This is a genomic window from Christiangramia sediminicola, from assembly GCF_031344135.1.
Taxonomy (GTDB): Bacteria; Bacteroidota; Bacteroidia; order Flavobacteriales; family Flavobacteriaceae; genus Christiangramia; species Christiangramia sediminicola.
The window spans coordinates 326,343-347,464 of record NZ_JAVJIU010000003.1 but is presented as its reverse complement, the minus strand read 5'-3'; the positions used below and the strand labels follow the sequence as shown (position 1 = coordinate 347,464).

25 protein-coding genes are annotated in these 21,122 nt (G+C 36.4%); 7 read left to right on the top strand and 18 right to left on the bottom strand.

All coding sequences use genetic code 11. The features are described 5' to 3' along the window. Positions 1-5: 5 nt before the first annotated feature. The gene (locus RE431_RS08855; RefSeq protein WP_309561626.1) at positions 6-593 is read right to left on the bottom strand and encodes a carboxymuconolactone decarboxylase family protein; all 588 of its coding nucleotides are present in this window, start codon (positions 591-593) and stop codon (positions 6-8) included. A 235-nt stretch (positions 594-828) separates the two neighbouring features. Between RE431_RS08855 and RE431_RS08850 the strand changes: the two genes are divergently transcribed. After that, positions 829-2,367 carry a GH3 family acyl-acid amido synthetase gene (locus RE431_RS08850; RefSeq protein ID WP_309561625.1) on the top strand — a complete coding sequence of 513 codons (1,539 nt, stop codon included), beginning with the start codon at positions 829-831 and terminating at the stop codon, positions 2,365-2,367. Here the strand turns inward: RE431_RS08850 and RE431_RS08845 are convergent. From RE431_RS08845 to RE431_RS08835, 3 genes are all read right to left on the bottom strand, one after another. Further along, complete coding sequence (locus RE431_RS08845) at positions 2,364-3,023, bottom strand: hypothetical protein (protein ID WP_309561624.1); 660 nt, start codon at positions 3,021-3,023, stop codon at positions 2,364-2,366. The genes RE431_RS08850 and RE431_RS08845 overlap by 4 nt on opposite strands. Positions 3,024-3,170: 147 nt before the next feature. Beyond that, positions 3,171-3,635: a DUF4168 domain-containing protein gene (locus RE431_RS08840; RefSeq protein ID WP_309561623.1), complete on the bottom strand. Its 465-nt coding sequence runs from the start codon at positions 3,633-3,635 to the stop codon at positions 3,171-3,173. A 215-nt stretch (positions 3,636-3,850) separates the two neighbouring features. Beyond that, positions 3,851-4,309 carry a DUF1801 domain-containing protein gene (locus RE431_RS08835; protein WP_309561622.1) on the bottom strand — a complete coding sequence of 153 codons (459 nt, stop codon included), beginning with the start codon at positions 4,307-4,309 and terminating at the stop codon, positions 3,851-3,853. A 102-nt stretch (positions 4,310-4,411) separates the two neighbouring features. Here RE431_RS08835 and RE431_RS08830 point away from each other — a divergent pair, with 102 nt between their 5' ends. Further along, positions 4,412-5,152: an SOS response-associated peptidase gene (locus RE431_RS08830; protein WP_309561621.1), complete on the top strand. Its 741-nt coding sequence runs from the start codon at positions 4,412-4,414 to the stop codon at positions 5,150-5,152. 8 nt (positions 5,153-5,160) lie between these two features. On the opposite strand, the gene RE431_RS08825 is transcribed toward RE431_RS08830, so the two are convergent. From RE431_RS08825 to RE431_RS08790, 8 genes are all read right to left on the bottom strand, one after another. Further along, positions 5,161-6,339, bottom strand: a complete 1,179-nt coding sequence (locus RE431_RS08825) for an MFS transporter (RefSeq protein ID WP_309561620.1) — start codon at positions 6,337-6,339, stop codon at positions 5,161-5,163. Positions 6,340-6,398: 59 nt separating this feature from the next. Continuing rightward, positions 6,399-8,303, bottom strand: a complete 1,905-nt coding sequence (locus tag RE431_RS08820) for a S9 family peptidase (RefSeq protein ID WP_309561619.1) — start codon at positions 8,301-8,303, stop codon at positions 6,399-6,401. Between the two features lie 101 nt (positions 8,304-8,404). Next, a complete protein-coding gene (locus RE431_RS08815) occupies positions 8,405-8,764 on the bottom strand; it encodes a cupin domain-containing protein (RefSeq protein ID WP_309561618.1) in 360 nt (119 codons plus the stop codon). Then, positions 8,761-9,258, bottom strand: coding sequence for a nuclear transport factor 2 family protein (locus RE431_RS08810; RefSeq protein ID WP_309561617.1), 498 nt, complete (start codon positions 9,256-9,258; stop codon positions 8,761-8,763). Before RE431_RS08810 ends, RE431_RS08815 begins: the two co-directional genes overlap by 4 nt. A 7-nt stretch (positions 9,259-9,265) precedes the next feature. After that, the gene (locus RE431_RS08805; RefSeq protein ID WP_309561616.1) at positions 9,266-10,072 is read right to left on the bottom strand and encodes an alpha/beta hydrolase; all 807 of its coding nucleotides are present in this window, start codon (positions 10,070-10,072) and stop codon (positions 9,266-9,268) included. A gap of 57 nt (positions 10,073-10,129) precedes the next feature. Then, positions 10,130-11,416, bottom strand: coding sequence for a hypothetical protein (locus RE431_RS08800; RefSeq protein WP_309561615.1), 1,287 nt, complete (start codon positions 11,414-11,416; stop codon positions 10,130-10,132). Between the two features lie 122 nt (positions 11,417-11,538). Further along, positions 11,539-11,793 (bottom strand): SRPBCC family protein, encoded by a 255-nt coding sequence (locus RE431_RS08795; RefSeq protein ID WP_309561614.1) that lies wholly within the window; start codon positions 11,791-11,793, stop codon positions 11,539-11,541. A 79-nt stretch (positions 11,794-11,872) separates the two neighbouring features. Then, a complete protein-coding gene (locus tag RE431_RS08790) occupies positions 11,873-12,040 on the bottom strand; it encodes a hypothetical protein (protein WP_309561613.1) in 168 nt (55 codons plus the stop codon). Positions 12,041-12,110: 70 nt separating this feature from the next. Between RE431_RS08790 and RE431_RS08785 the strand changes: the two genes are divergently transcribed. Together RE431_RS08785 and RE431_RS08780 are read left to right on the top strand one after the other, a co-directional pair. Then, the gene (locus tag RE431_RS08785; protein ID WP_309561612.1) at positions 12,111-12,590 is read left to right on the top strand and encodes a VOC family protein; all 480 of its coding nucleotides are present in this window, start codon (positions 12,111-12,113) and stop codon (positions 12,588-12,590) included. A 108-nt stretch (positions 12,591-12,698) separates the two neighbouring features. After that, positions 12,699-13,343, top strand: coding sequence for an outer membrane beta-barrel protein (locus tag RE431_RS08780; protein WP_309561611.1), 645 nt, complete (start codon positions 12,699-12,701; stop codon positions 13,341-13,343). Here the strand turns inward: RE431_RS08780 and arsB are convergent. The 5 genes from arsB to RE431_RS08755 form a co-directional block, all read right to left on the bottom strand. Further along, the gene (gene arsB, locus RE431_RS08775; RefSeq protein WP_309561610.1) at positions 13,331-14,380 is read right to left on the bottom strand and encodes an ACR3 family arsenite efflux transporter; all 1,050 of its coding nucleotides are present in this window, start codon (positions 14,378-14,380) and stop codon (positions 13,331-13,333) included. The two genes, RE431_RS08780 and arsB, sit on opposite strands and share 13 nt — an antisense overlap. 1 nt (position 14,381) lies before the next feature. Continuing rightward, entirely contained in the window at positions 14,382-14,990 is a 609-nt protein-coding gene (locus tag RE431_RS08770) for a low molecular weight phosphatase family protein (protein WP_309561609.1), read from the bottom strand. Between the two features lie 18 nt (positions 14,991-15,008). Beyond that, positions 15,009-15,473 carry a DUF6428 family protein gene (locus RE431_RS08765; protein WP_309561608.1) on the bottom strand — a complete coding sequence of 155 codons (465 nt, stop codon included), beginning with the start codon at positions 15,471-15,473 and terminating at the stop codon, positions 15,009-15,011. Between the two features lie 49 nt (positions 15,474-15,522). Then, positions 15,523-15,858, bottom strand: coding sequence for an ArsR/SmtB family transcription factor (locus RE431_RS08760; RefSeq protein ID WP_309561607.1), 336 nt, complete (start codon positions 15,856-15,858; stop codon positions 15,523-15,525). A gap of 63 nt (positions 15,859-15,921) precedes the next feature. Further along, on the bottom strand, positions 15,922-17,001 hold the full coding sequence (locus RE431_RS08755; protein ID WP_309561606.1) for a Gfo/Idh/MocA family protein: 1,080 nt from the start codon (positions 16,999-17,001) through the stop codon (positions 15,922-15,924). Between the two features lie 365 nt (positions 17,002-17,366). Here RE431_RS08755 and RE431_RS08750 point away from each other — a divergent pair, with 365 nt between their 5' ends. The 3 genes from RE431_RS08750 (at position 17,367) to RE431_RS08740 (ending at position 20,142) form a co-directional block, all read left to right on the top strand. Beyond that, on the top strand, positions 17,367-18,305 hold the full coding sequence (locus tag RE431_RS08750) for a L,D-transpeptidase (RefSeq protein WP_309561605.1): 939 nt from the start codon (positions 17,367-17,369) through the stop codon (positions 18,303-18,305). Between the two features lie 157 nt (positions 18,306-18,462). Next, positions 18,463-19,383 carry a L,D-transpeptidase gene (locus RE431_RS08745; protein WP_309561604.1) on the top strand — a complete coding sequence of 307 codons (921 nt, stop codon included), beginning with the start codon at positions 18,463-18,465 and terminating at the stop codon, positions 19,381-19,383. Between the two features lie 81 nt (positions 19,384-19,464). Continuing rightward, positions 19,465-20,142 (top strand): hypothetical protein, encoded by a 678-nt coding sequence (locus RE431_RS08740; RefSeq protein WP_309561603.1) that lies wholly within the window; start codon positions 19,465-19,467, stop codon positions 20,140-20,142. On the opposite strand, the gene RE431_RS08735 is transcribed toward RE431_RS08740, so the two are convergent. Further along, the gene (locus RE431_RS08735) at positions 20,139-20,933 is read right to left on the bottom strand and encodes an HAD family hydrolase (RefSeq protein ID WP_309561602.1); all 795 of its coding nucleotides are present in this window, start codon (positions 20,931-20,933) and stop codon (positions 20,139-20,141) included. The two genes, RE431_RS08740 and RE431_RS08735, sit on opposite strands and share 4 nt — an antisense overlap. Positions 20,934-21,122: the final 189 nt, after the last annotated feature.

The following is a 21,122-nucleotide window of genomic DNA, read 5'->3' as shown; positions in this document are numbered from 1 at the left end:
GCTTCTTATTGTGGAGTTTCCAGAAGCTCGTTATCTATCTTGATCCCGGATACATCAGCAATGGTATTTAACATGTTCACAAGATCTGCCTGTGCCATCAATTCCTGAATTTCCTTCGGCGTAAAACCAGCTTGTTCAAGCTTATCAAAATCTTCGTCAGATATCTGTGAATGGTTCAAAGCAGCTTTTGTCACCACCTGAATTGCCGTTTTATAACTAACGGGCATAGAAGGTGAATTAAAACTTTGAGTCGCTCTGAAACCTTCATCATCAGATATCATTGAACTCATGCTATCGGCAAAAATACCATGCGCATGTGAGCAATAATTACATCCACGTTCTTTTGATACATTATAGATGATAAGTTGTTTTAATACATTAGGAACCTGTCCTTCCATTAGAGTATTCTTTAATTTACTCCAGTTCCCTTTTAGAAGAAGTTCGTTATCGCCCTGGCATTTAAACCAGTTAAGAACGAATGGAAGTTGTAAGGTCTTTTTAGTGTCGTCGTAAATATCCTGCACTTGAGGCGAAGCCTGCTCGTAGGATACCATTTTAAACCTGGATTGGGTTTCGGGTAGTGTTTGGTCCATAGAGATTTTGTAGGGTAATATTAGATTTTCGGATTAAAAATGTAAAGATTACAGTAAATTTTAGCAATTCATCGAAATTCAGACTTTTTTAACGTTTTCATAAATAATTCCTGTTAAAATTAAACAACCTGTAAGATGAAGATTACATCATTACCTCGTTAAATATTTGGTAATCTTTAGCCCTTCTCTCATGGTATTTTTAGATTTAGCTTTCCAAAAAATATAATTACGAAATATGGCGATATTCGGTTCTATTATTAAGAGTCTTATTGATCTTAAAGAGAGTTTTACTACAGAAGGGGAGGCAGAGAAAAATCAGGAAGAAGTTTTAAAAGAGCTGTTACGAAAAGCTAAGGACACGGCTTTTGGCAAGCATTATAATTTTGAAGAAATTTTAGAATCTGATAACATTCAGCAGGAATTTACAAGAAGGGTTCCTTATTTCGATTATAACAAGATAGATAAAGAGTGGTGGCATAAATATCATGATGGAGAGGAAAATGTGACCTGGCCAGGAAGACCACCTTATTTCGCATTAAGTTCCGGGACTACTGGTAAAAGCAGTAAGAGGATTCCGGTTACCGATGAAATGCTGGAATCTATTCGCAATGCCGGAATAAAGCAGGTGAGTGCTTTGAGTAATTTCGATCTTCCGCCAGACTTTTTTGAGAAAGATATCATGATGCTGGGAAGTTCTACAGATCTTCAGAAAGAAGGTGATCACGAAGAAGGAGAGATCAGCGGAATTAGCGCCAGCAATATTCCATTCTGGTTTAAGGGATATTACAAGCCCGGTGAAGAAATTTCAAAAATCGATGAATGGGATGATCGTGTTCAGAAAATAGCTGAAACTGCTAAAGATTGGGATATTGGAGCATTAAGTGGTATACCTTCATGGATGGAATTAATGCTGAAAAAAGTCATCGAATACCATAATCTTAACAACATTCACGAGATCTGGCCAAACCTGCAGGTATATACTTCTGGTGGAGTGGCATTTGAACCTTATGAGAAAAGTTTTAAAGCATTGCTTGGTAAACCAGTGCAGGTTATAGATACTTATCTGGCTTCCGAAGGATTTCTGGCGCTTCAAAACAGGCCTGATACCAGCTCTATGAAACTTATCCTCGATAATGGAGTTTATTTTGAATTCGTTCCATTTAAACCAGATTATATTAAAGAAGATGGTTCGCTAACAGAAGATGCGCCGGTAGTTACCCTGGCAGAGGTTGAAGAAGATGTTGATTATGTTCTTCTGATCTCAACGGTGAGTGGTGCGTGGAGATATTTAATTGGGGATACTATTAAGTTTACTGATAAAGAAAAGAATGAGATAAGAATTACCGGAAGAACTAAGTTTTTCCTGAATGTAGTAGGATCTCAGCTTTCGGTAAACAAAATGAATGATGCAGTTCAGGAACTGGAAAATCAATTTGATATTAAAATTCCTGAATTCGTGGTAGCTGCAAAAAGATCTGAAGAGGATAATGAATATTATCATTACTGGTATCTGGGAACAGAAGATAATGCTGATAATGATAAACTGGCAGAAGCTTTAGATAATGCCTTAAAAAACGCTAATAAAAATTATAAGGTTGCCAGGGGAAAAGCTTTACATGGAGTTAAAGTAACCACTATAGATCCAAACATGTTTCATGAATGGAATGCCCGAAATAAGAAAAAGGGAGGCCAGGTTAAGATGGAAAAAGTAATGAACGAAGAAAAATTACAGGACTGGCAGGAATTCCTGAAAGAACAGGGAGCGATTAACTAACGAGTTTCTTCGTGAATCTCATCAATTAGAACCATGATTTCTTCCTGGGAAAGGTAAAGGTCCTGAATCCTGTTTTTATAGATATCAGAAAGTTTAGAGTGATTCAGAATAAAATCCTTTGTAGCGATTATATTTTCGCCTAAACCATGATTCACAGCGTAGGTATCAGCCGCTCTCTCAGCTTCTCTAATGTAATTTTTAGAGGTGATATATTTAATTCCAAACCATAATAAATCCATTGCCGATCTATCCCTGTAGTCCATGATATGCCCAAGTTCGTGACCTATCCAACCTACAAGTACATCAGACGGGACGTCGTTAATATCAAAAACTTCATCTTCTATTGAGAACTTCTCATTAATAAAAATAAGGTAACTTCTATTTTTCCTGTTTTTAAAAATACCACTCAATTTAGGCTGAGCCTGCATAAAAGATTTTTTGATATTTTTCTTGAAGCGGATCTCTATAGGTGTATCCTTAAGTTCTGGGTAATGTGAGAGTGCTACATAAGCTTCTCTCCAAATGCTATCGGGAACAATCTTATTTGTGAATTCTAAACTGTCTTTTTGTTGCATGGTTGATTGCTGGGCATAACAAGCAGGTAGCATCATCAAAAATGAGATAATATAGAATGTTCTTTTTATCGTGCCTGTCATATAAAATTATTGTTTACCAAAGTACAACAAAATTGGTGCCTTAAGGATATTCAAGTTTTAAAATAGACTTAAAATAATTGTCTTGATTCAGTACATAAAAAAAGCAGACCGGTAAGATCTGCTTTTTTAATAATGATTGAGATTAATCTAGCTCTTCATGATTTCCTGAAGTCTTTGCTGAAGTTCAGCATCAGACCTTAGGGCCATTGCAAGTTGCTGATATCTTTCCATGCTAAGGTCACTATCGGTGATCACTGCCTGCATTTTTTTCTGAAATTCAGGTTGCATTTCTCCAAGTTCAGTAACTACAGCTTTATATTTTTTATCCTCTTCTGGAGTAGTTTCCACTTCTTTCTTAGGATCCATTTTCGCCTGGTGGATCTCATTGAAACGTTGCAGTTCAAAATCTTCTTCTTGGACCACAGCCATCATTTCTTTTTGAGCTTCCTGGTTCATCGCTCTCATCTTCTGAAATACTTCAGCAAATTGAGTTAATTCTGCATCGCTAACTTCTATTTGTTCCTGTTGTTGAGGCATTGTGGTAGATTGAGCCGATACTGAGGCTGTTCCTACTGCAACTACAAATAACAGACTACTAAAAAACTTTTTCATTTTCTTGATTTTATAATTTATCCAGATAGTGCGAAAACTATGCCTACATACCAGATTATCTTTAGCTTTAAGATTATAGCCTTGAGTCTTAAGGAAGGTTTAACATGTACGTACTGTATAATGTTAATATTTAATGCTGATATAACAAACCCATTGCATTCCTCTTGTAAAGCTGTCATGATATACTATCGCAGTTTTTTCAAAAGAGGTTTTTTCTAAATACGCTTAATCGATTTTTCGTAAGTTGCGATCCATTCAGAAACACTGATTTTAGAGGAAAGTTCGCCTATGAGATCATATGGGATATTTTCTAAATTATTTAATCTGATACAGCTTTTCCCCATATCTGGTTTTTTCCCGGTTCTGTTCTTAAATTCCCCAACAAACCATTCTTGTATATTTTTATCTGAATATATTCCCATATGATATACCGCGATATAATTTTTCTGAGAAGCCAGGTTGATAAAGGGTAGAGGTAAGGAGGGATCACAGTGATAGCCACTAGGATAGATATTATGTGGTATTACAAAGCCGATCATTCCATAATTAATGGTTTCTTCAAAACCTTGAGGAAGATTTTCCTTGATGGCCTGGCGTAACTTTGTCATAGCCGTAATTCGTTCCTGTGGAACTTTTTTCATATAATCATCTGGAGAGTTTGCTTCAATTTTCATAAGATTCCATGTAGTATTCTAAATTAAGGATTCGTCGGAATATCTCATAATGATGATGCCAGGTTCTGATATTTCATTTTGTTATCTTTAAAAGAAAAACCAATGTGTTACCAGAAATCACTGAATCAATCTGAAGATAATCTTACCAGGTATATGGATAAGCCTCCGGTTGAAAGCGGAATTCTCATCCCTTATTTTCTGAACGATGGGTTTACACATCAAAATGTATATATCATTCCCATGGATGAATCTGCTCACTGGTATCCTGCCAGTTGGGGATTGGTGCCAACTTATACAAGTGCCGAAGAGTTTTATTCCAATAGAAAATACAATACCCTAAATGCAAGAGATGATAAGGTTTTCGATTCCAGGATGTATTCCACATCTATAAGGGAACAGCGTTGCCTTATCTTTGCTGACGGTTTCTTTGAACCACATCACACCGGAAAGGAAAGTCAGCCATATTTTTGTTACCTGGATGAAAGTGATTCGGTAAAAGATCGATCTATTTTTACCTTCGCCGGAATTTATAATAGGGATGCCAATGGAAAATATTCTGCATCATTGATCACGGTTGACGCTAATCCTATGTTCGAAAAAGTTCATAATAAAGCCAAAAGGATGCCCTTAGTATTGGATAGAAAATTTGAAAAAGATTGGCTTGAAAACGGGCAATCTGAATCAATAATCAAAGATATCATGGCGGAAGGGTTCACCGGAAAATCCTTTAACGCTCATCCAGTATTAAACTATCGCCTTAAAAAGAATTGGGAATTTAAAGATTCAGAAAAAGTTGTTGAGCCCGTAGAACCTATAGATAAACAATTGAGTTTATTGGGATGAAAAAAGTTTTACTTCGAAATTTTAAAAAATAATCCGGCTAATCCTAAAATTGGGCCTATGGACAGGAGACTAAAAATCCACAAAGTGGAATGACTTTCATTTAAATAATTTAGTAATTGAATACTCAGTATAGTGATACTAAAGCCAATGCAGTTAACTATAGTGAGTGCAGTTCCTCTGGACTCTGGTGAGGTGTTCTTTGCCACAAGAGTTGAAAATAGGGGGGAATCTGCAACCACAACAAGCCCCCATAAAATAAGGAATAGAATAAGAAGTATTTCAGAATTAAGATAAAAGATTAAAGGAGAAAGTATACAGCATGATCCTGACAGAAATAACGCTAAAGCAGCTGTTCTTTTAACACCGTAATTTTCAGAAATATATCCACCTGCTATACAAGCCAGGCTTCCCAGGCCGATGATAAAAAATGAAGTAATCGAGATGCTGAAATTTGCTTCAGGATGTAATTGCTTGAAAGTGCCTAATATCACGGGTACAAATGCCCAGAATGCGTATAATTCCCACATATGTCCGAAATATCCAAATGCAGCAGATCTGAATTCCTTCTTTCTGAAAACCTTTAAAAACAATCCGAGTTCCGGTTTTTGCTTTTTTGAGCGATAAGGTCCGTTAGGTACCAGCAGAAAAATTAGTAAACCTCCTATTATCGCTAGAATTGAAGTAAGGTAGATCACCCATCTCCATTCAAGATCAATATTACCTGAAATTTCCTTTAATAAATGAGGAAAAGCAGTTCCCAGTACCAAAGCACCCACCAAATATCCAAGTGACCTGCCAAGTCCTTTGTCAAAATAGTCTGAAGCTATCTTCATTCCAACCGGGTAAATTCCAGCAAGTGAGAATCCGGTTAGAAATCTGAATAGTATTAGGGAGTAGATATCACTTTCTTCTAGCAGAACTCCAAGATTGAAGAGACTGCCCAGTAAAGCACAAAAAAGAAAAACTTTTGAAGGTGAAAATCTATCTGAAATGGTTAAAAAGGCGAAACTCAAAGTTCCCAGGATAAATCCGAATTGAACTGCAGAAGTTAAGTGTCCCAGTGCGTCAGATGCTAATCCAAATTCTCTAAGAAGATCTGGCATTACAGCATTTCCCGCAAACCATAAAGAAGTACAGCAAAATTGAGCAATAACGATTACAGGTAATATTCGGGAAGGTATTCTCAAAAATGTGAATTATGATTCTTACTGAATATTACCTGCATCATTTCCATTAGCTAGCTAATTTAATCTTTTAAAGCTTTTTCAGGCATTGTAACATCTTCATCTCTCAAATACTTATCAAGAAAAGCTAGGATCTGTCTATAGCCTTTTATTTCATTTTCTTTTTTAATAAATCCATGACCTTCATCCGGGAAAACCATGTATTCAACCGGAACATCGTTTGCCATAACAGCCTCCACGATCTCATCAGATTCTACCTGAAGTACCCTTGGGTCATTCGCTCCCTGCAGAACCATTATTGGATTCTTTACATTTTCAGCATGGAAAAGCGGAGATATTTTTCTCAATCTTATAGAATCCTTGGTAGTTGGGTCACCTAATTCTTCGTACAATGCATTTCTGAAAGATTCCCAATATGGAGGAATTGATTTTAGTGTTCTTAGCCAGTTTGTTACTCCAAAGATATTTACTCCAACTTCAAATTCATCCGGCTCAAAGGTCATTGCTGCCATGGTCATATAGCCACCATAACTTCCACCAATAATTCCTATCTGATCTTTATTGATGTATTCTTGAGATTCCAACCATTTCTTTCCATAAATCACATCCTGAAGATCTTTCTCTCCATGATTTTTATCATCCATTTTATAGAAACTGGCTCCATAACCACTACTTCCTCTATTGTTTACAGCTAGAACAGCATATCCGTGGTTTACGAGGTATTGTATTAATGCAGAATAACCTACACGAGATTGACCGCCCGGCCCTCCATGTACCCAAACCAGTGCCGGTTTTTTATCATTTTCAGTAGCATTTAATGGTTTGTAGTAAATTGCCGGAATTTCCAGTCCATCAAATGATTTATATCGCACAACTTCAGCAGATACCAGATCATTCGGGTCTATATCGGGATTCAGGGTATTGGTAAGTTTCTTTAATTCCTTAGATTTGAGGTCATAGACATAAATGTTATTTGGCGTTTTTGAAGTACCAACGGTAAGCCTTAATAATTCCTCACTTTCAGAAAAACTAGCCGAAACTATATTGCCGTCCTTGATCTCTGGCAATTCCATAGGTTCCTGAGTAGCATTTTTCCACATGATAAGTTTATTCGCGCCATCTTCGTTTACCGCTATCACCCTATAAGTGTCGTTTTCGCTCAGGCTGCTGTACATCACATCCCAATTGGTTTCATAAAGAATTTTTGAATCTTTAGTGGCCAGGTCTAGTGACATCAGCCTGCTGAATTCACCGCCATGATTGGTCGTATAATAGAGTTCTTTTTCATCTTTGCTGAAACCAGTAGGGCTATAAGTAAATCCTGGTTTAGAGATCTCTGTCTTTTCACCAGTTTCATTATTTAAAAGGAAAAGTTTGTTTTCGCTGGTAGTTATTGGCTGGGATAGAGCGAGATATTTTCCAGAAGACGAAAGACCACTAACGGAGTAACCTTCTTTATTCTCGTATAACATTTCCGGTTCCCATATGCCAACCCTCATTTTGTAAAGATCGAAGAATTGGGGATCTCTCTTGTTGGAAATAAAGTACATGTATTGTTTGTCGCCACTCCAGCCAGCGAACTCAGCTTTTTCGTTCTCCCCGGGAGTCAAATCTTTTGAACTTCCATCTGGTTTTAATAAATAGATATGATCTATCTCATTTCCGCCTTTATCAGATGAATAAAGGATATCTTTACTATTAGGAACATAATCTACTGCAAAAAAGGATTCATTTTCTGAATTAGTGACCGCAGTTTTGGTTCCATCGGCAATATTGATCTCATAGAGGTTGAATATGCCAGATTCGTCACTGCTTATTAACAGTCTGGTTTCATCTGCAGAAAAATTACCACCTCCAATACGAGTGTTTTCGTAGAATTGTTCAATGCTATATTCCTTGGGTTTCTGTTGATCCTGCGCATAAATTCCAATGGCGAACAGGAAAATAAGTAAATTGATTCTTTTCATTATTTGGTGTGTTAGTTAGAAAATTGACTTTAAGGTTTGAAAGTCAGTTAAATATACAAAAATGTATATCTGCAGGGAAGCTACTGAAATGGAAAATTCTTTTATAGGTGCTCCTGATTGTTATTGGTAAGAACATGCTTTTCTTTACCGGTATGCGCTGTTGAAGCAGGTTCAAAAAGCATTACTTCAACCTCTTCTTCAGCAATTGGTTTATGCTCTACACCTCGCGGTACGATAAAAAATTCATTTTCATTAAGCTCAACAACTTTATCCCGGAATTGTATTTTCAATTTTCCTTTCACAATAAAAAACATTTCATCCTCATTTTCGTGAGAATGCCAGATGAACTCGCCTTTGAGTTTTGCCAGTTTCACCTGTTGTCCATTTAATTCTCCAACAATTCGCGGACTCCAGTGATCTGAGAATTTTTCAAATTTTTCATGGAGGTTTACTTTTTTCATTTTTCCGAACTTTTATGATCATAACTAAGAACACGCTTCAAAATCCAGTCTCCATCCTTGAGAAGCCAGACATGGGTAAATTTTGCAGAACTTGTTTTGTAAAGTTCCTTATTAGGTTCCTTTATAAAAAATTCATGAACGCCTTTTTGAAGAGCCCCATAAAGTTTACCATTATCATAGAGTGGATAGACTTCCAATGTTCCAGGAAGCAGTTTCCTGATTGGTTTGCGATCTATATTACCGCAAATATTGTTTCTAACAGCTTCCAAAAACCCCTCTTTCGTATCGTCCAGACCAGCCTGATCATGATAAAATTCTAGGTCTTCACTTATGAAATCTATGAATTCATCAATTTTACATTGATTAAACCCGAGGTCGAAAAGCAAACTATCCTTCGCTTTCAGTTGTCTAAATAATTCGGAATCTTCACTTTCCTGAGCTGTAACCAAACTAAAGCTCATTAGAAGAACGAAAATTGATATTAGAGTTTTCATGATCAGTTTATTTTTTCAATAACCAAAAGTAAGTTACTAGAAAATTATCGCTCCAGAGCGCTTCATTATGCTCGCCTCCTTCGACATACTTAGCTTTGAAGTTTTCTGAACTTAATCCATTTTTCTTAAGAACTTCGATCATTTCTCGAAGATCTGGAACCATTTCTTCAGATTCCTTGGTTCCCACAAGAAAATAGAACTTCGTTTCAGGATTTAATTTTTCATTTTTTGGTAGTTTATAAATATCCCGGTTAAACCAGAAGGAAGGGGAGTAGGAGCCAATCATCCCAAAAGTTTCCGGATATTTAAATGCTGCGTAGAAAGAAACCAGCCCGCCTAATGATGAACCAAAGATCCCGGTATTTGAGTAATCTGGCAAACTTCTATAGTTACTGTCTATATATGGCTTTAAATTCTGAACAATAAATTCTAGATAATCATCAGCTTTGCCACCGCCATATTTTTCATGCGGAAAGGGGGTAAGTTCATCTATTCTTTTAGCTCCTCCATGTTCAATTCCCACGATTATTGCCTCAGGTTTCCCGATGCTATCCAGGCTTTCGTCTACTTTCCATTCACCTACGTAAGATGTTTCCCTGTCAAATAGGTTTTGTGCATCGTGCATATAGATAACCGGATATTTATTTTCAGAAGTTTTGTAAGACTCTGGTAGATAGACCCAGATCTTTTTTATAGTATCCAGTTGAGGTGCTTCCAGTTCAAAAGTTGTCACATTCGGTGAAGCAGTACTTTGCGAAAATGAATTGATCGAAAAGGCTAAAAAAAGGAATAGGCAGAAAGAAGTTAACTTCATTTGTGTTTTATAATATTAGACTATCAAAAATAGAATAATAATACAAAAGTCAGTTGATCATTTCTTAGCTTCTCCGGCACATTCAAAACAAGGTATAATATTTTCATCAATTTCAGCATTATCAGATCCTTTTAAGGCTTCGGTCAATCTGCCTTTCTCCTGTACGATCTGGTGGAAGGACCTGGCATATTCCTTTAAATGATCTCTCCTACTTTTGATTTTTAAACTGATATCTTCTTTATCTAATTCTGATATCGCTTTTGGCCAGACCTTAAAGGCGTCATCAATTTTGCTGTCGGTCAAAGCTTTCTGTAGGTATTCAGCTTGTTCCTCATAAGTGTTTTGCGGAGTGTCGATTAAAAAATATCGATCAAAAGGATAAACCAAACCGGGCATATAATCAATTTTGGCTTCAAATGGTCTTACCAGCGGTTCCACATTCTTATTAGTAATGATGGAAGGAATTACACCGCTTAGATTAAAAAAGGCGTTGTCACGATCTCCAGCCAGGGGAATTGCCTTTATCTCATCTTCGTTTTCCTGCAAGATCCAGCCCCATTGCTCGGCATGTCTATCCCAATCTCCAATTAAAAGATCAAATAATCGAACCCTGATTAGTGCTGCGCGATCTATACTAACCATTTCTCCTTTTTCCTGTTTTAATTCCTGCAAATCTTTGGTTTCAATGATCTCTGCTACATTTTCGAAAGAGGTCCAGTTCTTTTCGCTTTCGGTCTCATATTCCAGCAAATAAAGTCGATTCCCGTATTTTTCATTGTATTTTGAAAGTGATTTCTGCTTAGGTATAAAAAGCATTTGAGGATGTGTGTGCATCACCTCGGCAATTTCAGATAATTCTGCAGCAAGTATAGCTCCATAAGGGTGCTGCGCTGAAATTCCGTCAACTATGATATTTTCCAGGCCTAAAGTTTCGGCCATTTCCGGAACTAACTTTTTAGGATCTTTGGTTACACTTCTTAAAGTGAATAGAATACCTTCAGGATTCATCAGTTTTAGGGAATGTGTCTGCTTTCCACCGCCTTCTTTTATAACTTTCAGTCCGCCTTTCAACGTATCCAGAAAGGCGATTGGAACCTCCACTGGAGTAGCCCAGGTTTTTCTGTAGTTTTCACCTTGCATCAAGGTTTTTAGCATGTCTCCCTGGTAAAGAGTACTGGGAGCTATTTTTATAGAATCATGCTTACTGAAATCTATTTTTTCGAGGTCTTCGAATTCCTCTATATGGCAGGTTTGAAAATCTTTATCGGTACTGGATACAGACCAGTATATTAGGCCGATAAAGGCAATTAAAAGTATCGCAATAAGAGCAATTACCTTTTTCATTCAGGATCTGTTTTTATAATTCTTTCGGAATCTAAATCTATGATTTTACTCAACATCTGAAGTTTTTGAAAAGTTATATTATTCAAAAAAAACTAAACTCTATTTTCCAGTTGGAAATATCATTAATCCAACTGTAATTCACTGTTCTTATTTCTTAGATCGGGCCCGTCTAGAAGAATAGATTTCAGGTTCAGTAAATAAAAGGTCCATCCGGTTTTACAGCCAACATGAAAATTATACCTGGATTCTTCATCTGTTGGTATATTTTCCTGCTTTAATTCTAGAATTGTTTCATCAAGTTTTTCCTTTATTTTCAATCTAACTACGCCGGCTTTTCCGAAAATAAATCGAAGAAATTCATCATTTTCAGGTCGCAATATCTTACCATTTTCAATAATGTCTTCTGGCTAGCCATACCATTGCCATTTACAGGTGTCTCCAATTCGGATTTTCTCATTATTCTTTCTTTTTTTTTCCCTCTTCAGAAGTAAATTCAGATTTCTTCAATAACCACTTTTCAAGTTCCTGCTGGCTGCTCCATGCTTTTTTAATTTCGGCTTCAGTTTGCTTTAAGGGAATACTTACGCTGAATCTGCTCCAATCTATTTTTATCTCCTCTTCCATAACATTCAATTTAGGTTCATACTGAAGGATATCGGTTAGTTTTATAAATTTAATGAAAAATTGAAAATTTATGGATTACAAAGTACCTTCTCAGACTCGAATAGGTCATGTTCATTTAAAAGTGTCAGGTATCGATAAGGCACTTAAATTCTATAGAGATATTCTGGGTTTTGAGGTAACAGAAAGACTGGGAGATCAGGCAGTTTTTCTTTCAGCAGGTGGTTACCATCATCATATTGGGCTTAATACATGGAATAGCCTGAATGCTCCAAAAGCTTCAAGATCTGGAGTTGGTTTATTTCACGCAGCCATTCTTTACGAGAATCGAAAAGAACTAGCTGATATTACCAGGAGATTATTAGAAAAAAATTATCCTCTTACGGGAGCGGCAGACCATGGAGTTTCTGAAGCAATCTATCTTGATGATCCCGATGGAAATGGAATAGAACTTTACTGGGATAAACCAAGAGAAAATTGGCCTCTAAAGGAAGACGGTAGCATCAGGATGTATACTCGAAATCTGGATCTGGAAAGTCTTCTGCAGTCATAAATTAAAAACCTGAAAACGAAAGTCTAAAATGCGGAACATCTATTTTTATATATAACCGTTAGTTATTACTGAAGCTTTTCCCTATAATTGCAAGCCAATATATTTCCTATGAAAAGTTTTATCGCCTTATTTGCAATCTTATTATTCAGTCTAATCTCAAATGCTCAGGAAGAATCTGAGACGTTTTTAATTGAAAAGGATACCTGGAGTCTTGGTGGATTCTTATCTATTGGCGGGAGTAATAGAGAAGATACAGATATGACTCCTTACAATGATTTGGATAGTTTTTCCTTTAGCATACGGCCAGAGACTGGCTATTTTGTTTCAGATAATTTAGCTCTAGGACTTTCTTTAGGATATTCTTATGGAAGAACAAAATACAATGGAAGTGAGTTAAGGGATAAGTCTATCAGGCACAATATTATGGTTTCGCCATACGCTCGAAAGTTTTTTGCCATAAGCCCTAAAATTGCATTTACTTTGATGGGTTCGCTGGAATATAGTTACGACCGATTTGAAAATATAGGTGATAGTGATTTAGACTACACTGAGACCAATATTTATGGCGTTAATTTGAGGCCGGGATTCTCTTACCTGCTAAGTGATAAATTCACTATCGATGCCAATATTGGTAATATTTACTACTCCTATTTAGACAGGCTTAATGATGGAAGAGAGGATATGTCCAGTTCTAATTACGGCTTGAACCTAAGCAGCAATATTTATCTGGGGATTAGATATTACATTAATTGAGTTTCCTTAGTATATAACTTTTTTCTTAACCAGAATGATATCCTAACCAGTAATATAAGTGCAGGAACTTCAACCAAAGGACCAATGACTCCTGCAAATGCCTGTCCGCTATTTAACCCGAAAACAGCAATTGCAACAGCGATAGCCAGTTCAAAATTATTACCTGCGGCTGTAAATGAAATCGATGCATTCTTATCATAAGAAGTTCCCATCGCCTTACTAACAAAGAAGCTAATAAGGAACATCAGGCTGAAATAGATCAACAATGGAATGGCAATTCTCACTACATCCATTGGAATTTCAACGATCAACTCGCCCTTCAACGAAAACATCAATACGATGGTAAATAATAATGCGATGAGGGTCATGGGAGAAACTGCCGGAATAAATTTGTTTTCATACCATTCCTGACCTTTAAACTTTACAAGAATTACCCTGCTTAAAATTCCCAGCAGGAACGGTATTCCCAAATAGATCAAAACGCTTTCTGCAATTGTTGCAATAGAAATATCAACTATAGCTCCCTCGAAGCCGAAAAAGGGTGGGAGGTAAGTAATAAATAACCAGGCATAGAAACTGTAGGCGAAAACCTGAAAAATACTATTCAGGGCCACTAAGCCAGCACCATATTCGCTGCTTCCTTCCGCAAGATCGTTCCAGACCAGTACCATAGCGATACATCTCGCTAGACCAATAAGAATAAGGCCAACCATATATTCCGGGTGATCCTGTAAAAAAATCACTGCCAGAAAGAACATAAGTAATGGTCCAACGAGCCAGTTCATGATTAACGAAATACTTAGAATTCGAACGTTCTTAAATACCTTCGGCAATAGCCTGTATTTTACTTTAGCTAGTGGCGGATACATCATCAAAATAAGACCAATGGCGATTGGAATATTGGTAGAACCGCTGCTATATGAATTAATACTTTCCGGAATACCGGGAATTAAATAGCCCAAAGTGACTCCAATTCCCATCGCCAGGAAAATCCATATAGTGAGATTTTTATCCAGGAAGTTTAATTTCTTCGCCATCTTATTTTATATTTTCAAAAACGTAGATCATTTCAGACGCGATCTGGTCACTTCTTTCATCATATTTTTTTTCTTCTTCCGGAGTTCCATCAAATTCCTTCGGATCTTTATAATCTAATGCGATTCGCGCATCAGAACCTGAAATGAATGGGCAATTCTCATCTGCATGGGAACATGTCATCACAGCAGCAAAATTTTCAGAAGGGTTTTCTTCGGAATCATAAATTTTAGAATAGCATTTTATTGATTCCATCTCATTAGAAAACTGAACATAATAATGTGGATTTTCGCCCGATTTCTCATCGATCTTAAATCCTGCCCTTCGCAGAGCATTAATGGCATTCTTGAAAAAAGCAGTAGCTTCAGTTCCACCAGAATAACAGGCTGTTTCTATACCGTAATTGGCCGAAATTGCTTTAGCCCAAATTTGTCCTAACTGACTTCTCCTGGAATTATGAGTACAAATGAAATTTAGCTTTATTGGTTCATTTGCATCTTTTTTCAGTTGAATAAAATCGATTAGCGGTTGAAGCCCATCTTTTCGTTCTTGCGGGATCTTCAGTTTTTTTACTGAATTTATTTTCTGAACTATTTCCGGGTATAATTTCATCTTAGGTTAGTCTGGTTATTAGCAGCATCCTGAATTTGGTGCACAAGCAGAATTCTGTAATTCTGACAATTTCATTTTAGGTTTCTGTGCTGGAATTCCACAATTCTCTTTTGCCATGCAAGCCGTTTTAGTATTTACCAATAGAAAATTTCTTCCATCAAAATCAAGCTCAAATTTATTGATGCTTTCGCCCTGGTATTCCACTTCAATTTCAACATCCGGAAGTTCAAGCTTGTTTTTAGCCAGTTCTATAATCTTCACCAATTTCTCAGGATGTAATCGATGATTATAATCATTCTCTTCCCATAGTTGAAAAGAGATCTTTTGCTCATCTCTTAAAGTGCCACCACAATCAATAAAATGCTTGTTTATTTTTCCAACTTCGGTCACATGAAAATGTTCCGGTACCAACTCTCCGTTTGGAAGTTTGAAAGCGATTTCGCTCAATCCGCCTAGGTGATTAGTAAATTCTGATAGTTTCATAATTAATGTCTTTTTATCGTATTATTACGATAGTTAATCATAAATTTTTTTAGCAACACTCGCCCGGTCCACAGTTTTGGATCTTATCAAACATGCCATTAAAAAGCTTTTGTATAGAACTCCATTTCTCAGGATTTATACAGTAGCTCATAGAAACACCTTCAATGCTTCCCTGAATAAGTCCAACATTCTTCAGCTCTCTTAAATGCTGACTAATTGTTGCCTGGGCCAGACCTAATTCATTCACCAGGTCGCCATTGATGCATTTATTCGATTCAAGTAGATACTGAAGAATAGCTATACGAGCAGGATGTGCCAACGATTTGGCAAGAACGGCCAGCTCATTTTGTTCTTTGGTAAAGAGATCTGTTTTAGTTAAACCCATAATTAATACTATATTGCAATATTACGATGAATAGTGTTTTTAGCAAAATTTTCAGTATGAAATTTATATTAGTACACGTGAACTATTCGCAGCAGCCTGATTGATCTTTTCGACAATATGTATATCTTTCATTCCTTCCTCACCCGGAACTAATAGCGGTTTATCATTAAGAATAGCCAGGGAATCATCATCCATCTGTACAGCTTGTTGATTTTTATCCATGGGACTAAGAATTTTCCCGTCACTGGTTTTTCCCCGCACTCCGGAGTATGATTGCATAGGTCTTAAATAATACCAGCCATTTTCTGCTGTGACCTCCAGGTTGTTCAGACTTTCCCCGAAACTGGTCTTGCCATCTACTATGATCCCCCCGGGAAATTCCATTTTGAAGCTGGTAGTTTCATCTACTTCAGTAAATATTTCTGGTCTATTAGTAGATTGAGTAGCAGTTACGGCCAATGGTTCCAAACCTGTAGAGTACCTCGCAGCGTTAATGGAATAAACTCCCATATCGTAGATGGCCCCGCCGCCCATCTCTTTTTTAAGCTTCCATGGATTGATGGTGCCTCCATTATAGCCGGCTTCAGAAATTACATTTTTTATTTCGCCATAAGGTTTTGTTTCAGCCCATTTCATGATGGTTTGGGTATTCTTTTCGTGTTGCATTCTATAACCTATGGAAAGTTTAACCTTATTCTTTTTACATGCGTCGATGATCTGCTGACATTCTTCGGCAGTTCTGGCCATTGGTTTTTCACACCAAACGTGTTTGCCCGTGTTGGCTGCCTTGATCGCATATTCGGCATGGAGGCCGGTAGGTAAAACGATATAGATCACATCAATATCATCATTATTGGCGATATCAACCATGTTTTCATAATTGTAAACATTAGAATCTTTGATGCCATATTTCTGTTGCCATACCGGTATTTTCTCCGGGCTACCTGTGACAATTCCTCGAAGTTCACAATATTCGGTTTGCTGAAGTGCAGGTGCAAGTAGATCTGTACTATAGTATCCTAAGCCTACCAGGGCAACTCCCAGTTTTCTATTTCCATCTGAAAAAGCGCAGGAAGGAAACGGCAGGAAACTGGCACCAAGTAGTAAACCAGATTTAATGATAAATTCTCTTCTATTATCCATGAATTTTTTTTCTTTAAATTAATAAAAATGAAGAAATATGGCTTAGTTCAATAGTTCATAATATTACCAAATAGTATCTCTAAACTATATGGCTAAAAAGTATTTCTTCAAAAGTGGGAGGAATTTTATCCTCAATTTAAAATATAGGGTCTATAGAATGAGATAAATGGTACTGTTACCGCTGATAATCAAATCACTACTTCTAAGCTTAAGTTAAATTTTCTGAAAATATTAAGGTAATCTTTTTCTCACCCCTCTTAAAAAGGGTTAATTATCATAAAGTCAACAAAGCATTAACGCTTTATTAGCAGCAGTGACGCGGTTTGCTGGTTAATTTCACATCAACAAATCAAACTACTATTACAATGAAAAGCTTTAATGCATTAAGAAAACTTTCTTTACTATTTGTCAGTAGTATGCTTTTTTATGCCTGTAATTCTAATACGCAGGTAGTAGAGCCTTCAGCATCTCAACCGGAAGAGATCAGTATGAGGAACCCGGTGATTAAGAAGGATCCTAAGATTTTTAGAAAAGATATCAGTTATACTATTGACTCCCTTAAAACCAGACAACAGATAGACAGTTTGGTTAATACTTACTCTGAAGTCGAATTAAAAAATATTCTGGCTTTAAATAGAATCGAAAAGAGCAGACTTAGACCTGATAGACCAATTGTAATACCAGATTGTCCTTCAGATGAACTTAATACGTATAGCCCATTTCCTGAAAGTGTCAATTTTTTACAATGTATTCCTAAAACCGTGCTTATCTCTCAGAGAGTTCAGGCATTTGGTTTATATGAAAATGGAGAACTAGTAAAATGGGGGCCTGTAAGTACTGGAAAGAATTCTACCAGAACTCCAAATGGATTGAACTACGGAAACTATAAAGCAAAGAGAAAGATCAGTACTGTAGATGAATCATGGATATTGCCCTATTATTTCAATTTCATGAATTTTGAAGGAGTAGGAGTGCACCAGTATGCATTGCCAGGTTATCCTGCGAGCCATGGATGTGTAAGATTGTACATGGACGATGCCAAGTATATTTTTGACTGGGCAGATATGTGGGACGTGGAAGGATCAAAAATTGCCAGAAACGGAACTCCCTTTATGGTATTCGGAGAATATGATTATTCATCTGATAAGCCATGGATGAATCTTACTCAAAGCATGAAGGCCAATGACCTTACGCAAGAAGAGATCAATACACTTGAAGGATATATTCAGAAATATCAATCAGACCCAAAGAATTTTCACAATATAGCTTCGAAAAATGCTGAAGCAGAATTAGCCAAAGCTTAATTAAATTAGATTTTAATTACATTAGCCGGTAAACATTATTATCCAAGCAGATCTTAATGTTTACCGGCTTTTTTTATATGTTAATGTTTTCTGGTTTATGTATATTTATTTCAGCCTTTTTTGGATACATACCTGTTTACCAGATAATAACTAATTTATGAAAAACTACAATCCTGCTCCGGTTTTATTTTTCGGAATTATAGTAATGCTGCTCTTCTCCTGTCAAATGCAGCCTGAGATTGAAACGGATTTTCAAAATAATGTATCATCGGCTGAACGAAAGCCTGTAATAAAAAAGGAAGCTAAAAACTATAGAACTCAGGTAAACTATGAACTGGACACGATGCAATCAATCCAAGAAGTAGATAGTTTATTTGCACTGCTTAATGAAGATCAAACCAAGGTTTTGCTTGATCTTAACCGTATAGAAAAAAATAGAATTAAGCCTAAAATGGCTATAATTATTCCTGATTGCATTTCGCATGAACTGGTTGAATATTCACCTATGCCTCAGAATATTCATCAATTGAAATGTTTGCCAAAAAGTATGATTATTAATCAGCGTACACAGGCATTTGGATTGTACGAAAATGGAGATCTCAAAAAATGGGGACCAATTTCCTCCGGGAAAAAATCTACCCCAACTCCCAACGGATTGTATTACAGTAATTATAAATCTAAAATGAAGACCAGTTCGGTGAATCATGCCTGGAAATTACCTTACTATTTCAATATTATGAATAATGAAGGTATAGGAATGCATCAGTACGAAATGCCTGGGCATCCTGCTAGCCATGGTTGCGTAAGGCTTAAAATGGAAGACGCTCAATTTATTTATGACTGGGCCCAAACCTGGACACTTGAAAATAATCAGGTGGCAAGGCATGGAACTCCAATAATGCTTATTGGGGAATACGATTATCAATCTGAAATTCCATGGCATCTATTAAAAGAAAATATGAAGGCTGATGATCTAACAAAAGATGAATTTATAACTCTTGAAAAGTATATGTTGGCTTATCAGGAAGATCCTTTAAACGATAAAAACCTGAAAGAAAATAATCTAATTGATCAATAAGATATGAGACTAAAAAAACACCTAATTTGTTTTATCCTAATTATATGTAGTTCTGCAATATATGCTCAAACTACTAATATTATGATCAGAGCTAAAGCTAAGGACGCCAAATTTATAGGTACTTCTATTGGCGGTGCCAAGATCCTGGTTAAAGATGCGGTTACCGGAAATATACTCGCAGAAGGTATGACTGCTGGAAGTACAGGGAATACAGATAAGATCATGAAGCAGGACTGGAAGAGATCAGAAGATCTTTCAGAAGATGACACTGCTGGTTTTAATGCCAGTTTGGATATTGATAAGCCTACTTTTGTCACCATTGAAGCCTATGCACCGGTAAATAAAAAACAGGCTGAGGTAATGAGCAGCACCCAGCTTTGGGTTATTCCAGGTAAAGATATTACGAGAGATGGAGTAGTTCTGGAAGTGCCAGGATTTGTTGTGGATATTCTTAGTCCCCAAACGCATGAACGAATTAATTCTACAGATAAGATCGAATTAAAAGCCAATGTCGTTATGATGTGTGGCTGTCCTATTACTAAGGATGGTATCTGGGATGCCAATCAATATGAAGTGAAAGCTATAGTTACAAACTCAGATGGTGACTCCAAAGAAGTTGTTCTGGATCAAAAGGATAAGCCAAGTACCTTCCAGGCAGATCTGAATTTGGAAAAAGGCCTATATGAGGTAATGATCTATGCTTATGATCCTGTATCCGGGAATACAGGCCTTGATAAAACCAATTTTATTGTGAATTAAGCTTTCAGTAAACCCAAAGATTCTATAGTTCTTAGAACTCCATTATTGTTGTTGTCGTGGCTTGTTACATAGTTACTGGCCTGAATAATTTCTGGATGCGCATTCTTCATAGCATAACTATGTTTCGCTATTTTCATCATCTCCAGATCATTCAGATAATCACCAAAAACCAGAGTTTCTTCGGGGGTAATATTTAATTCCCTTTGAATATCGGCAATCGCATTTCCCTTGTTAGCATCTAAAGCTGTGATGTCTATAAAAACTTTCGCGGCGATAGCAACCTTGTAGCGATCTGTATAATTCACAAAATGAGGAAAAGTGTTTTCCTCCACACCATTAAAATTACAAAGAGTGACTTTGAGATAGGTGTCATCTACCTCAGTAAGATCATCTACCACTTTTAAACGTTCGTAAAATTTCGAGATCTCGTTTCTAAATTCCTCATCATGTGTCTCTATGTATGCCGATTCTTTACCACATAAAACGAGGTGTGTATTGTCTAATTTTCGGCCGAGTTTTATAAAATCTCTTGCGGCATCCTTTTGAATAGGATTAACATATAATTCTTTACCCTTATGGGATACATAAGTTCCGTTTTCAGCAAAGAACATCGTACGGTCTTTAATCTTTTCAAATCTTGACTCTAGATTGTAAAATTGACGTCCACTGGCAATAGAAAATAAGATCCCGTTTTTGGTAAGTTGTTCTTCCACTTTCCAGAAATCTGGATGTAACTCGTGATTATCATTCAGCAAAGTTCCATCAACATCGGTTACAATAAGTTTGATCATAGGTAAAATTTGAATTTTCAAAAGTAATAGATAAGCATGTGAATTGTTTTAATTCAATATTAATTATCATGCTTCGGTTATAAGTAAAATTTATATATCAAATTTTAAGCGTTTGATTTACAGTTAAAGCTTAATTTTTATTTAAAATAAATCTAAATAAGCTTTTGATTCTCATTTTCAGTATATAGC

What these genes read in the sequence shown, in the direction of transcription:
- RE431_RS08855 (WP_309561626.1), bottom strand. Translation starts at nt 593, where the DNA reads ATGGACCAAACACTACCCGAAACCCAATCCAGGTTTAAAATGGTATCC.
- RE431_RS08850 (WP_309561625.1), top strand. Translation starts at nt 829, where the DNA reads ATGGCGATATTCGGTTCTATTATTAAGAGTCTTATTGATCTTAAAGAG.
- RE431_RS08845 (WP_309561624.1), bottom strand. Translation starts at nt 3,023, where the DNA reads ATGACAGGCACGATAAAAAGAACATTCTATATTATCTCATTTTTGATG.
- RE431_RS08840 (WP_309561623.1), bottom strand. Translation starts at nt 3,635, where the DNA reads ATGAAAAAGTTTTTTAGTAGTCTGTTATTTGTAGTTGCAGTAGGAACA.
- RE431_RS08835 (WP_309561622.1), bottom strand. Translation starts at nt 4,309, where the DNA reads ATGAAAATTGAAGCAAACTCTCCAGATGATTATATGAAAAAAGTTCCA.
- RE431_RS08830 (WP_309561621.1), top strand. Translation starts at nt 4,412, where the DNA reads ATGTGTTACCAGAAATCACTGAATCAATCTGAAGATAATCTTACCAGG.
- RE431_RS08820 (WP_309561619.1), bottom strand. Translation starts at nt 8,303, where the DNA reads ATGAAAAGAATCAATTTACTTATTTTCCTGTTCGCCATTGGAATTTAT.
- RE431_RS08815 (WP_309561618.1), bottom strand. Translation starts at nt 8,764, where the DNA reads ATGAAAAAAGTAAACCTCCATGAAAAATTTGAAAAATTCTCAGATCAC.
- RE431_RS08810 (WP_309561617.1), bottom strand. Translation starts at nt 9,258, where the DNA reads ATGAAAACTCTAATATCAATTTTCGTTCTTCTAATGAGCTTTAGTTTG.
- RE431_RS08805 (WP_309561616.1), bottom strand. Translation starts at nt 10,072, where the DNA reads ATGAAGTTAACTTCTTTCTGCCTATTCCTTTTTTTAGCCTTTTCGATC.
- RE431_RS08800 (WP_309561615.1), bottom strand. Translation starts at nt 11,416, where the DNA reads ATGAAAAAGGTAATTGCTCTTATTGCGATACTTTTAATTGCCTTTATC.
- RE431_RS08790 (WP_309561613.1), bottom strand. Translation starts at nt 12,040, where the DNA reads ATGGAAGAGGAGATAAAAATAGATTGGAGCAGATTCAGCGTAAGTATT.
- RE431_RS08785 (WP_309561612.1), top strand. Translation starts at nt 12,111, where the DNA reads ATGGATTACAAAGTACCTTCTCAGACTCGAATAGGTCATGTTCATTTA.
- RE431_RS08780 (WP_309561611.1), top strand. Translation starts at nt 12,699, where the DNA reads ATGAAAAGTTTTATCGCCTTATTTGCAATCTTATTATTCAGTCTAATC.
- arsB (WP_309561610.1), bottom strand. Translation starts at nt 14,380, where the DNA reads ATGGCGAAGAAATTAAACTTCCTGGATAAAAATCTCACTATATGGATT.
- RE431_RS08770 (WP_309561609.1), bottom strand. Translation starts at nt 14,990, where the DNA reads ATGAAATTATACCCGGAAATAGTTCAGAAAATAAATTCAGTAAAAAAA.
- RE431_RS08765 (WP_309561608.1), bottom strand. Translation starts at nt 15,473, where the DNA reads ATGAAACTATCAGAATTTACTAATCACCTAGGCGGATTGAGCGAAATC.
- RE431_RS08760 (WP_309561607.1), bottom strand. Translation starts at nt 15,858, where the DNA reads ATGGGTTTAACTAAAACAGATCTCTTTACCAAAGAACAAAATGAGCTG.
- RE431_RS08755 (WP_309561606.1), bottom strand. Translation starts at nt 17,001, where the DNA reads ATGGATAATAGAAGAGAATTTATCATTAAATCTGGTTTACTACTTGGT.
- RE431_RS08750 (WP_309561605.1), top strand. Translation starts at nt 17,367, where the DNA reads ATGAAAAGCTTTAATGCATTAAGAAAACTTTCTTTACTATTTGTCAGT.
- RE431_RS08745 (WP_309561604.1), top strand. Translation starts at nt 18,463, where the DNA reads ATGAAAAACTACAATCCTGCTCCGGTTTTATTTTTCGGAATTATAGTA.
- RE431_RS08740 (WP_309561603.1), top strand. Translation starts at nt 19,465, where the DNA reads ATGATCAGAGCTAAAGCTAAGGACGCCAAATTTATAGGTACTTCTATT.
- RE431_RS08735 (WP_309561602.1), bottom strand. Translation starts at nt 20,933, where the DNA reads ATGATCAAACTTATTGTAACCGATGTTGATGGAACTTTGCTGAATGAT.